The sequence below is a fragment of the Paenibacillus sp. J22P218 genome (genome assembly GCF_056269195.1).
Genome location: NZ_JBWDNL010000005.1, coordinates 240,243 through 253,048, shown reverse-complemented (window position 1 = coordinate 253,048; position 12,806 = coordinate 240,243). Strand labels below are relative to the sequence as shown.

The following is a 12,806-nucleotide window of genomic DNA, read 5'->3' as shown; positions in this document are numbered from 1 at the left end:
GAAGGAGGTACCTACTTTGGCTCATGCTCATGCTCATACGCATGCGGTCAAACGTCACAGCGGTTTAATGGACTGGCTGACAACGGTTGACCACAAAAAAATCGGAATTTTGTATTTGCTCGCGGGAGGATTTTTCTTCCTAGTCGGCGGCTTGGAAGCCTTATTGATTCGGATTCAACTATGGAAGCCGATGAATGACTTCGTAAGCGCTGATACGTTCAATGAATTGCTGACGATGCACGGAACGACGATGATCTTCCTTGCAGCGATGCCGATTCTGTTCGCGCTTATGAACGCGATCGTGCCTTTGCAAATCGGCGCGCGCGACGTTGCATTCCCTTTCTTGAACTCGCTTGGCTTCTGGACATTCTTGTTCGGCGGCGTTCTACTTAACGTAAGCTGGTTTACCGGCGGCGCGCCGGATGCAGGCTGGACAGCCTATGCACCGCTCGCCGGCACGACATACAATGGCGATCATGGCGTCGACTATTATGTTCTAGGCTTACAGGTTGCAGGTATTGGTACTTTGATCGGGGGCATTAACTTCCTCGTTACGATTATCAACATGCGTGCGCCAGGCATGACATTCATGCGTATGCCGATGTTTACTTGGACGATCTTCATTACTTCTGCTCTAATCTTGTTCGCATTCCCAGCTCTTACGGTTGGTCTTGCGGCACTGATGTTCGATCGATTGTTCGACGCGAACTTCTTCGACCCATCAGGCGGCGGTAATGCCGTACTATGGGAGCATATTTTCTGGATATTCGGGCATCCTGAGGTTTATATCCTCATCCTGCCGGCCTTCGGCGTTATTTCCGAGGTAATAAGCACATTCTCGCGTAAGCGTTTGTTCGGTTACAGCTCGATGGTATTCGCTACAATCCTGATTGGATTCTTGGGCTTCATGGTTTGGGCGCATCACATGTTCACGACAGGTCTTGGACCGGTTGCGAATGCGCTGTTCTCCATCGCAACGATGCTGATCGCGGTACCGACAGGTATCAAAATTTTCAACTGGCTGTTCACGATGTGGGGCGGTTCGATTATATTCAACACGGCTAACCTGTTCGCGGTAGGCTTCGTACCTACCTTCGTAATGGGCGGTGTTACCGGCGTCATGCTGGCTGCAGCACCTGCCGACTTCCAATATCATGACTCCTACTTCGTCGTAGCGCATTTCCACTACGTTATCGTCGGCGGTCTGATCTTGGGTATCTTCTCGGGTCTTCACTATTGGTGGCCGAAGATGTTCGGCCGCGCGCTGAACGAAACAATTGGTAAGTTGACGTTCTGGACGTTCTTTATCGGCTTCCACTTGACGTTCTTCGTACAGCATTTCCTTGGTCTTCTTGGTATGCCGCGTCGTATTTGGACGTACCTTGACGGTCTTGGCTTCAATGAAATGAACTTGATTAGTACGATCGGCGCGTTCCTGATGGCTCTAGGCACAATCTTCTTCCTCTTGAACATTGTTACGACAGCGTTCAAACCGAAGAACGCACCTGCTGACCCATGGGGTGACGGACGTACGCTCGAGTGGACGATTCCATCGCCGGCTCCAGAGTACAACTTCGCTCAAACGCCGCTTGTTCGCGGTTACGATGCTTACTGGAAAGAGAAGATGGATGGCCACAAAGGTATGACGCCTGCTGAGCCGCTTGGCCCGATTCATATGCCATCGCCATCGATTCTTCCGTTCTTTATGGGACTTGGATTGTTTATTGCAGCACTAGGCTTTATGTATGCACCGGATTGGGGCAACCTGTTCGATGGATTCAAAGCAGGCTACGGCGTTGGTATTCTCGGCCTTCTCATCTTGTTCGGATGCATGTTCTTGCGTTCGGTCATCGATGATCACGGCTTCCATATCGAAGAAGAAGAAATCCTCAAAGACAAGGGGGGGAAAGCATGAGCGCACACTCGCATGTAGAGGGGCAATTGCCTCATGAGCCCGAAAAGGCGACCCTCGAGGGACGCAATAAGGTATTAGGCTTCTGGTTATTCCTTGGCGGCGAAACAGTCTTGTTCGGAACGTTGTTCTCAGCGTTCCTGGCTCTTCGCCACCAAGTACTGAGCGGGCCTCCTGCAGAGGAGCTGTTCAAGCTCGGTCTCGTAGCAGCAGCTACGTTGATCTTGCTGACATCCAGCTTGACGAGCGTGTTCGCCGTTCAAGCGCTGCATAACAACCAAGTGAAATCTTTGATGACGTGGTTAGCGATTACAGTTGTTCTAGGCGCAGGTTTCCTTGGCCTCGAAATTTACGAGTTCGTTCATTACGTTCATGAAGGTCACGGCTTTACAACGAGCGCATTCAGCTCCTCGTTCTATACGCTCGTCGGCTTCCACGGCGCGCACGTTGCATTCGGTATCTTGTGGATTACCCTTCTAATCATTCAATTAGGGAAGAAGGGGCTTAACACAACGACGGCTCCTAAAGTGTATATTGCCAGCATGTACTGGCACTTTATCGACGTCGTATGGGTATTTATCTTCACCGTCGTGTACTTGATGGGAAAGGTGGGCTAATCGATGGCAAGCAATCATTCAGCCACAGAGGAAAGCACCAAACGTCATAAGGTCGAAGGACCGAAGAAACACGTCATCGCCTTTATTTTCTCCCTCGCGCTTACACTTGTCGCATTCGCGGCAGTAATCGGCGGAGAAATCAACAAAGACTTCATCTACATCATCTTGATGGGAACGGCTTTCTTGCAAGTGTTCGTACAGATGGCGTTCTGGATGCATATGAAGGATCGTGGACATACGTTCGCGCTTATCGGAATATTGGGCGGAATATTCATCGTCTTTACTTGCGTCATCATGGCGGAGTATTGGGCTTGGTGGTAAACCGCAGTTGAATTTCATCGGAGGAGGGTCCCAAGGCTTGGGTCCCTCCTCTTTTCTAGACATATAGGAAAGCATAAGTGTCACTCTTATTCATGCGCCTATATTTCTCCGCGAAACGAATGCTACACGCCATCAGAGGTCGGCGTTAGCCGTTTACGCTTGACATGCAGCTAAAGCTCGAAATAGTAAGTGAAAGAAAGGAGTATCCACGATGCTAGGCTTAGAGTATTTCACATTCGAAGAGTTGTGGACCCCGTTTTTTTTGTTCGGAATGGCTGCGATTGTCATTCTCTATTTCTATCTAATCGGCCCTTGGCGGCTTAAGCATATGCCCGGCGAACCACCGGCAACGGCATTGCAGAAGACGATGTTCGTTACGTCTGCTGTGCTTCTCTATTTGTCGCACGGCGGCCCGCTTAGTCTCTTAGGCCATATGATGTTCACGTTCCATATGGTCAATATGTCTATATCCTACTTGATCGTTCCTCCGATGTTCCTGCTGGCTATACCGGCTTTCCTATGGCGCAGAGCGTTCGCTGCTGCCTTCTGGAACAAGTTCAGCAAGCTGATGCATCCTATTATTACGTTAGTTTTGTTCAATATGTTGTTCTCTATCTATCATGTACCGATGATTCATGACTATGTCATGACGCATTTCACCATTCATCGCCTTTATTATTTGATTCTGTTCATTACTTCATGCATGATGTGGTGGCAGATTACAAGTCCGGTACCGGAATGGAGCCGTCTAACGGATTTGAAGAAGATGGCTTACGTGTTCGCTAACGGCGTATTGCTTACGCCTGCGTGCGCTCTTATTATTTTTGCCAAAAGCTCTATGTATGCAATCTACAGCGATCCGAGCGTATGGGTAACGGCTATGGGCTATTGCGTATCCGGCGACCCTAGCAGACTTCTTGATCTGGGCGGCATAGGTGGGGGACCGACGTTCTTCAACCTGATGGACGTTGTTGAGGATCAACAGCTTGGCGGTATCGTGATGAAGCTTGTTCAGGAGCTAATGTACGGTATAATCCTTGCGTATATTTTCAAGCAATGGTTCAAGAAAGAGCATACCGAGGATGAAATGCCTAATCCAGGCACCGCTTAATGAATAGATAAGGCATGTGCCGAACCAATATTATTATGATTACAATAGGTGGGGTATTAATGGATAAGTTTACGATTGTGCCTTCAATTAGCACTTTCTTTATCGTTCTAAGCGGCATACTTGTCGCAATAGGATGGCGTCTGGCGATTAAGCGCAAGCTGGAGCAACATCAGAAGGTTATGTTCGCTGCTGCTGTCTCGGCGCTGCTGTTCTTCATTATTTATGTATCGCGTTCGGTGTTCCAGGGGAATACGGAGTGGGGCGGACCGGATGAATTGAAGCCTTATTACCTCGTCTTCTTGCTGTTCCATATCGTGACGGCGACCGTCGGCGGGGTATTCGGCATCACGACGCTGACGCTGGGCTACCGCAAGAAGTTCGCGAAGCATCGTAAGTGGGGCAGAGTAACTTCGGTAGTATGGTTCGTAACCTCGATTACGGGCACGGCGGTATATGTATTGTTGTACCTTATGTATCCGGGCGGCCATACGAAGCCGGTTTTTGACGCTATTTTCGGCTAATATAGGTGTAAGTGAACCAGGCATGTCAGGCGGTTAATCCGTCTGATGTGCCTTTTTTTTGCTGTAAAATAATTAAAAGGAAGTCATTGACAACTGTGTATATCGTGAGTATACTGTGTATAAAGATATATACAGTATACTTACTGAACACATCGAGGGGAGCCAATAAGGTGAGCAAATGGAAAGGCGCATGGTTTCTTGCCAAGCAAGAGTTAGTGAGGGATCGATGGAGAAGCATTATCATGGTGGCGTTGATCGGATACATCCTTTTGTTCACCCTTCCGGTATTCATTGATTCACTGACTGAGAGTGAAGAGGACTCTATGTCATGGTTCACAGACTTCATTTACTTATCGTTGCTGCCTTGTCTGGGCTTCGTCCTTAATAACACGATGATGAATTACTTCAAGAAGGATACCTACTCGAAAAAGCTCGCATACTTGCGAACATTGCCTATCACACCGCAGCAGATTGCATTAGGCAGACTCATTCAATTAACCATTGTTTTATTCGCAGCACAGTTCATATATTTCGTAGCGCAATATGTCATTATCCATTTCGCTTCTTCCGTAGTTATCGATTTTGGCGACTTCGCCTTGTATGCATTGTTCTGGTTCGGATATTCGCTTACGATTGCAACCTCTTATGTGTACTGGGAGATGGGGTACAGCGGTAAAATTTATATGGTTGTTTGCACCTTGGTAGCGATTCTCTTCCTAGGTATTGCAATAACGATAACTTGGCTAGGTCAAGGCAATATCGTCATTGGCATATTGGAAGCGATCGAAGAGGGCAAATGGTGGATTGCGCTTATTACCCCGGCAATATCTGCAATAACGATTCCTCTCGGTTACCGTGTGCTTTCGAATCGAATTGCCAAGCGCAACTATATCGTCTAGATGAATTGAAACTAAGAAGAAGGTGAAGCCATGCGGTTGCCCATACAAATTAACGAGCAAAGCGCCGAGCCGCTCTATCATCAAATAGAAGTTCAACTGCGGGCTTTGATCGTAAGCGGACAATTGCAAGAGGGCACGCTGCTCCCATCGATTCGAGAATTGGCACAAACGGTGAAGTGCAGCGTAATAACGGTTAAGCGAGTATACAGCGACTTGGAGACAGAAGGATTGCTGAGAACAAGACAAGGAACTGGGACTTATGTAGCCTTGGTTGGCGAGCAGGAGCGTGATCGACACCGGTTATCGGCCGTGACCGAGGCGATGGAGCAAGCAATTATCGCCGGCAAGCGAGTTCAATGTACGCAAGAGGAGCTTCAGTCGCTGTTTAAGGAAGCGATGAATAAGCATTTTGATTAGGGCAGGAGGCTATTGCGATGACAGAAGAGTTAGCGGTTAAGATGAAGGGCGTCGTACAGAAACGCTCGAACTTTCATCTAGGACCGATGGATCTAATGATTCCAAAAGGCTATATTACCGCGATTGTCGGACCGAACGGCAGCGGCAAGAGCTCGACCTTCAGACTGCTGCTCGACTTGGTCAAGCCGGACGAAGGCAGCATTGAGCTTCTGGGACAGCAGGTAGGCAATGGCGTGGATATCGAGCTGAACAAGAGGATCGGTTACTTGCCGGAAGAGTCTTGGACGCATGAAGAGAAGATGAAAGCAACCGAGAAGGCGGAATTCCAGCGGTTCTGGTACGACAATTGGGATGTGAATCGTTATCAGGAGCTGCTAAGAGTTCTAGAGGTTGATCCGAATCAAATGCTTGGCAAAATGTCCAAAGGCAGTCGGCGCAAGTTCGAATTCACCTTGGCCCTTGCACATGGACCGGAGCTTCTGCTTCTCGACGAGCCATCCTCCGGACTTGATCCGCTCGCTTGGAAGACGATGATCGATGTGCTGCACCGGTATATGGATCGCGGCGATCGAACGATTCTGATGACTTCGCATATCGTCGAAGAAGTGAAGCGCCTTGCCGATTATATTGTCATCATGTCGCAAGGACATGTGCTCGGCATGTATGAGAAGGATGAGCTGTTCAGCAGCTGGTTCATTTACTTCCTTAGCGGAGATGGGCTCACGGCTGGAGTGGCAGCGAAGATGCCGGGGCAATGCGGTGTAGAGCATGCAGGGGGAACAACCTACCGCATTACGACGAATCAAGCCGGGCAAGCCGAGCAATGGTGTTCCGAGCAAGGACTTACGTTAGTTAGCAGGCAAGCGATGGAGCTGGATGAAATTATGGCCGCTCTATTAATGAAAGATAGATTGAACGCGAGATCCAACTAAATGAGGGGAGCAATAACATGAATCCATTAAAGGTTGAGCAGATCGTCAAGCAGTATGGGGAGAAAACAGCTGTAAACGGCATTAGCTTCGAGGTAAGCGAAGGGGAAATTTACGGGTTGTTAGGCGCCAACGGTGCGGGCAAGACAACGACAATGCGAATGGTATTAGGACTTATTTATCCCGATGAGGGCAATATCTATTATCATGGCAAGCCATATAGCAACGAGCAATTAAAAGGACTTGGTTATCTGCCTGAAGAGAGAGGTCTTTATCCAAAGGTTCGCGTAAGCGATCAAATCATATACTTAGCGCAATTGCGCGGCATGTCGAAGAAGGACGCGGACGCCAACCTGAAGCGCTGGCTCGATCGGTTCGAAGTGCCCGAGTACTACAACAAGAAGGTTGAAGAGCTGTCTAAGGGCAATCAGCAGAAGATTCAATTCATCGCATCCGTTATCCATAACCCGAAGATCATCATTCTTGACGAAGCTTTCAGCGGACTCGATCCGGTTAACGTGGAGCTGCTGAAGTCGACGGTTAAGGAGCTGCGGGATTCCGGCACAAGCATTCTGTTCTCGACTCACCGTATGGAGCATGTCGAGGAGTTATGCCGCAACATTACGATTCTTCACCGTTCGAACGCCGTTCTTAAGGGCAGCTTGAAGGAAATTAAGAAGCAATTCCCGAAAGAACGCGTCATCCTGAGCACGGAGAGCGAAGTGACGGGACTGGAACAAATTCCAGGTGTAACTGGCGTTACGCGTCATGAGTATGGTTATGAGATTGGTATAACGAATGAAGCGACAGGCGGACTTATTTTGCACCATGCGATCGGTCAAACGACGATTACGCGCTTCGAGATCAAAGAACCGACGTTAAACGAGATTTTCATCAAAACAGTAGGCGGTGACGGCCATGAATAACTTCTGGACAGTAGTTGGCTTTACGATTAAAAACAAATTCAGAGGCAAGGCATTCCTGATCACAACTTTGATTATTGCTGTCATTATATCCATAGTTGTTAACCTTCCGTATATATTCTCGTTATTCGGAGGCGGTAACAAAGTAACGAACATCGGTTATGTGCAGTCGTCCCAGTCGGAGCTTGCGGCAGGCTCTGCTATCGGCGATCAATTGAAGGCTTATTATGAGGCTCAAGAAGACGCGTCAATTAAGTTGATTCCTTTCGAGGACAAAGGAGACGCTGCTGCCAACGAAGCCGAGCTTAAGAAAGCTATCACGGATAAAGACATAAAAGGTTACTTGGAATTCGGTGAAGTTACGGCAGAGAGCGGCTTGCCAAGCATGACCTACAAGTCGGAGAAGCTGATGGAAATGGAGCTTACAAGCTCGCTTCAAAGTACCTTGCAAGCAATTCGTATGGAAGCGGCGCTGCAAAGCGCAGGCCTGACCGACGAGCAGAAAACGCAATTGTTCACGCCGGTTGATATTGAAACGGTTCAAATCTCTGCAACAGAGGGTGCAGGCAGTATTGGAGAAGGCAAGACACCTGCCGAGCAAGGCATGAATATGGGATTCATCTATGTGCTCGTTATTCTGCTCTTTATGACAATCATGATCACGGGTCAATTGATTGCTTCGGAGATTACGGCCGAGAAAAGCTCGCGCGTCATGGAGCTGCTCATTACGAGCGTCGCACCTCTTAAGCAAATGTTCGGTAAAATATTAGGTATGTTCATCGTTGGTTTGATTCAAATCGTTGCTTATGTGGCGGTCATCCTTATTAACGTCAGCCTTCCGCATAACAGTAAGACGTTGAAGGATCTGGACATCGACTTCAGCTTGATCGATCCATCGCTGATTGTGTATGCGCTGATCTTCTACGTGACCGGTTACTTCCTGTTCGCAACGTTGTTCGCAGCGGTCGGTTCGATCGTAAGCCGGACGGAGGATCTTGGCCAGGCGGTTCTGCCGATCACGATGATCTCGCTCGCCGGCTTCTATATTACGATCTTCAGCATCGCTAGCCCTGACAGCATGCTCGTGAAAGTCACATCGTACATTCCGTTCTTCTCGCCATACGTGATGATGCTTCGTCTTGGCTTGGCTGATCCTCCAATGTGGCAAGTACTGACTTCCATCGGTATCCTGCTCGTATCGATCTACGTATCGGTATGGATCTCGGCTAAGATCTACCGTACGGGCGTGCTCATGTACGGCAAGCGTCCGAGCTGGAAAGAGATTCGCAAGGCTATGAAGGCTTATAAGATTTAATGGGTGTCGCTTCTTTTGTGAGTAACGGTTATAACTGAGACAGATTTATGTAATAACTGAGACTTTTTACACTACATGTTTGAGATAAAAAAGAAACCCTTGATTCGTCAATAACGTTAAAGAGTAGACGGTTGATATTAAGCTGACGGGACACATTAGCTGTATTCAATCAATTAAGCTGCCGGGACACCACGGCAGCTTTGTTATGTTTACGGATAGTCGGGATTCTGAGGGATAATGGTTATAAATATAATTTACTTTGATCGGGTGAAGGAAGTCGACATTGGCAGCTTCGGCCTCATCCACGGCAGTTTTGAAGCTCTCGGACAATACGACTTTTAGTGTAACTGGATCTGAGATCCTCACAATTGGAACTATTATCAAACGAAAGGATTTTAAGCTTTCCAAGGTTGTCTTGTTGAACTAGTCTTTGTTCTTATAATCCGTCGGGCTGTATCCGGTATGCTGTTTAAATACTTTGCTGAAATAAAGAGGATCCGTATACCCTACATGTTCAGCGATTTCTTTAATTAACACGAAAGGATATGTTTTGATGAAACGACATGCCTCTTCTATTCTCAAATTAATTAGGTAATCTGGAATCGATATTTGATAAGTCCGTTTGAATACTCGATTCAAGTAAGCCGGGTTAAGCTGGAATACGTCTGCTATGCTTGTTAGAGAGATGTACTCACGGAAATGATCCTGAATATAGTGGCGGGCTTCCTTCGCCCAATCACGTTGAGAGGCTTGATCCTGATCGGATCGAAAAAAATAGGAGCCCCAAATTTCCTTGACTTGCGAAAGCAGATCTGAGAGTTTCCTCGCTCTCCATATTTCATAGCTTAATTCCGTTTCCATTGCGTGTTTAAGATCGAAGGAGCTCGTGAAGCTCTCCTTGCTCATTGTATGCAACGAATGTGAAGAATGAAGTAATAGAAGTTCCCAGCCTCTTCTGGTGACTGGGAAAGTGTAATTTGATTCTCCATTAAAAAGCGAATCCATCTCTTTATTGAATAACTGTTTTTGATTTTTTGTGATAAATTGACCAAGACGTAACAAAACGGGTTGCAACGCATCCGTCAAATAGTTAATTTCTTCCGCAGCGGTTTCATCGATCCAGAAACACGTTGCTTCGAAACGGCTTCTCGCACGTGCTTGTTTCTTGCAATCGGCAAGCAGGACTGGGATTGGCTGAAGTCCTTTCTTCGACAAGGCTAAAGCGACCGATACTCCATCCGCCGCATCCACACGCTTTTTTAAAGACTGAGTCCATTCCATGTATCGTTCGTTCGACCAGCCGTGTATGCCGAATAAGAAAATGGTCTCATTTCCTGTGGTGGTTGGCATTAGGGTGAATTTCTCTTCTACGCGGAGTAAATCAATGAACTTCTCTTCCATGCCGACCGGAATATCTCCGTTCGGTGACCAAGCGTAAACTAATACGTAATTTCCATGGAAGAACAGTTCCTTAGCAATATGCTCCCATTCAGAGGGAACATAATCCGCGGAATCAGAAGCCTCTACGATCTGCTTAGTGACTTCATGCTCCAGTAAAGCCCGATTATGCAGGAGCTTATCTTTGATCTTGTCAAGTAGTTCACCAATTTCTTCGTCAGTTGCCGGCTTGAGTAAGTAGTCAGTCACTCCAAGATTGATTGATTCTCTAAGGTAAGCAAAGTCGTCATAACCGCTAAGAACAGCACAAGCGATGTCTGGATGCCTTTCCTTTACTTTGCTGATTAACTCGAGACCGTTCATGACAGGCATACGAATGTCTGTTAGGATGGCGTGGGGCTGCGTCCAGTGAAGTTCGACGAGTGCGTCTTCCCCATTATTATAGGCGCCAATCACCTTGAATTCTGATCTTAGTGAACCGATCTTCTCTTTTAAGTGCCGAAGAATGCGTGGTTCGTCTTCAACAAGGATCAGTCGAAACATCTTCGATCGCCCTCCTTATCTCGATTGTAAATTCCATGCCTTTCTGCAAGTTGCGAAGGGAAAAGCTGACTTCATCGTTCCAAAACAATCGGCAGCGGGTCAACGTGTTGATGATGCCCATATGTCCGAGACCATGGCCGGACAAGTTTTCCAACTCTCGAATTTGTCCGTTGTTTAATTCAACAATAAGATCCTGGGTTTCGGCAAAAGAGGTTTCGCTAAATCCGGAACCATTATCGCGAATACGAATTTCCCAAGCAGAAGTTTCATACAAGGATCTAGCGGATACTTCGATGACCCAAGGCGGACGAGTCTGTTGAAAACCATGTGTGAACGAGTTTTCCACAAGCGGTTGCAGCAAAAATTTGGGAACCGGCATGTCATGGAGCAGCGGATCAAGTTGTACAGCAAACGTGAATTGTCCTTCATACCGAAACTCCATCAGTTCCATGTATTGGACGGTATATTGAACTTCCTTCTTTAGCGTCACCGTATTCGACATCGAACTTGTTGAGTACCGAAGCATGCCGCTCAACTGTTGTGAAATACGGGCATATTCGGGGAATCCTGATTCTTCCGCGTACGAGGCCATTGCCGTTAATGTATTAAAGAGAAAATGGGGATTCATTTGCGCGTACATCGCCTGTAAGTGAGCTACGTTCTCCCTTTTCTGGGCTTGAATGACCTCATTCAAAGAGTGATTAAGCCGTATTGTCATATCTACGAAAGTAGAATAGAGCATCGCGATTTCTTTGGTATTCTGAAGCTTCTTAACGTTCAATGGCATGATATTGTCGATCGTTACCTTTTTCAATCGTTTTTGCAAGTATCGGATAGGGTATGTGATACTGACTGAAAGGAAATAAGAAATGACCAAAGATACAATCTCGCCCAAGATACCCAAAGTCAGCGTGATGCGGCGAAGGTCGGCAATCGGCTGCAGCGCTTCCGATTTGGGCTGCTGAATCAAGATGGTCAGTCCGCTGAAATCTGAACGAAGCTGGCTCCAAAGATCTGTGTCTTTGCCATCTACGTTCTTAATCTCCATAGTACCTTCGTTCCACTTGGGGATCATAGGCTGATCAGCGGTGGAAGAAATGTAGGGATAAAAGAGTTCACCTTTATCATTAATGACATAAACCTTCGCAAAGGATGCTTCATTACGGCCTGTCTCCATCGTTTCGGCGAGAAGTTCGTAAGGCTGTTGAATCTCGACCGCTGCAGGAGGGAACGCGGCAGGAAAGTTTACGCTGCGAACTAGAGAGAAATAAAGCGGCCGGTCTTGTTGCCACTCGCTCTCATGAGGTTTGACAAGAAACTTATCACCATCCATTTGTATTGCTTCTTGCAGCCAAGCGGATTGACGGATACGCCAGTCCAAGTCTGAGACCGTTTCCATATTCTTTCCATAAGTTAGAAAAAAACCGTCCATCGTCATTAAATTGATTTGTTCAGCAATGAACCATGGACCATTAAACGAAGCCAGCATATCTTCAAATTTTTTACGCAGGGCAAAACTCTGATAGCTTGAAGCTTCTTCATTGACCCTACCAATCAAATAATTTTTAATCTCGGAGTTGTAAATGACTTGAGCTGAAATTCTGTCCATATCCTCAATCACATTGTCTAGTGCTTCTTGATAGCGATATAACTGTTGACGATTTGTCTCTTCAATGCGAATCATTAAACCTTTGGAGGATTCAGAAAAATAGAGGTAACTACTACTTAAGACCAATATCGTGCTCAATAATGTATAACTAAAAAAAAGCCTTGTTTGTATTTTTAATTGCATTGGCTACACCTCAATTATATTGTATCATGTCAAAAGTAAACGGACAGATAGGTTCGAAAATCACATGCGTCAGGTGCAGTATTTCCATTCCTCAATATCTCGTCATTC

General features: G+C 46.8%; 12 protein-coding genes. 10 read left to right on the top strand and 2 right to left on the bottom strand.

The features are described 5' to 3' along the window. Nucleotides 1-67 precede the first annotated feature (67 nt). From ctaD to AC0YN0_RS22110, 10 genes are all read left to right on the top strand, one after another. Nucleotides 68-1,915, top strand: coding sequence for a cytochrome c oxidase subunit I (gene ctaD / locus AC0YN0_RS22155; protein WP_475823477.1), 1,848 nt, complete (start codon nt 68-70; stop codon nt 1,913-1,915). After that, the gene (locus AC0YN0_RS22150; RefSeq protein WP_475823205.1) at nt 1,912-2,529 is read left to right on the top strand and encodes a cytochrome (ubi)quinol oxidase subunit III; all 618 of its coding nucleotides are present in this window, start codon (nt 1,912-1,914) and stop codon (nt 2,527-2,529) included. Before ctaD ends, AC0YN0_RS22150 begins: the two co-directional genes overlap by 4 nt. A gap of 3 nt (nt 2,530-2,532) precedes the next feature. After that, a complete protein-coding gene (locus AC0YN0_RS22145; protein WP_442050228.1) occupies nt 2,533-2,850 on the top strand; it encodes a cytochrome C oxidase subunit IV family protein in 318 nt (105 codons plus the stop codon). Nucleotides 2,851-3,061: 211 nt separating this feature from the next. Beyond that, nucleotides 3,062-3,961, top strand: coding sequence for a cytochrome c oxidase assembly factor CtaG (gene ctaG, locus AC0YN0_RS22140; protein ID WP_475823204.1), 900 nt, complete (start codon nt 3,062-3,064; stop codon nt 3,959-3,961). A gap of 59 nt (nt 3,962-4,020) precedes the next feature. After that, the gene (locus AC0YN0_RS22135) at nt 4,021-4,482 is read left to right on the top strand and encodes a DUF420 domain-containing protein (RefSeq protein ID WP_337099964.1); all 462 of its coding nucleotides are present in this window, start codon (nt 4,021-4,023) and stop codon (nt 4,480-4,482) included. Nucleotides 4,483-4,652: 170 nt separating this feature from the next. Then, nucleotides 4,653-5,381: a hypothetical protein gene (locus AC0YN0_RS22130; RefSeq protein WP_475823203.1), complete on the top strand. Its 729-nt coding sequence runs from the start codon at nt 4,653-4,655 to the stop codon at nt 5,379-5,381. A gap of 30 nt (nt 5,382-5,411) precedes the next feature. Continuing rightward, complete coding sequence (locus AC0YN0_RS22125) at nt 5,412-5,798, top strand: GntR family transcriptional regulator (protein WP_475823202.1); 387 nt, start codon at nt 5,412-5,414, stop codon at nt 5,796-5,798. A gap of 17 nt (nt 5,799-5,815) precedes the next feature. Continuing rightward, nucleotides 5,816-6,730 (top strand): ABC transporter ATP-binding protein, encoded by a 915-nt coding sequence (locus AC0YN0_RS22120; RefSeq protein WP_475823201.1) that lies wholly within the window; start codon nt 5,816-5,818, stop codon nt 6,728-6,730. A 17-nt stretch (nt 6,731-6,747) separates the two neighbouring features. Beyond that, nucleotides 6,748-7,653, top strand: coding sequence for an ABC transporter ATP-binding protein (locus AC0YN0_RS22115; protein WP_442050233.1), 906 nt, complete (start codon nt 6,748-6,750; stop codon nt 7,651-7,653). After that, entirely contained in the window at nt 7,646-8,965 is a 1,320-nt protein-coding gene (locus AC0YN0_RS22110) for an ABC transporter permease (protein WP_475823200.1), read from the top strand. The genes AC0YN0_RS22115 and AC0YN0_RS22110 overlap by 8 nt, the downstream gene beginning before the upstream one ends. Before the next feature lie 423 nt (nt 8,966-9,388). Here AC0YN0_RS22110 and AC0YN0_RS22105 read toward each other — a convergent pair whose 3' ends face one another. After that, nucleotides 9,389-10,906 (bottom strand): response regulator transcription factor, encoded by a 1,518-nt coding sequence (locus tag AC0YN0_RS22105; RefSeq protein WP_475823199.1) that lies wholly within the window; start codon nt 10,904-10,906, stop codon nt 9,389-9,391. Next, a complete protein-coding gene (locus AC0YN0_RS22100; RefSeq protein ID WP_475823198.1) occupies nt 10,884-12,698 on the bottom strand; it encodes a histidine kinase in 1,815 nt (604 codons plus the stop codon). The genes AC0YN0_RS22105 and AC0YN0_RS22100 overlap by 23 nt, the downstream gene beginning before the upstream one ends. Nucleotides 12,699-12,806: the final 108 nt, after the last annotated feature.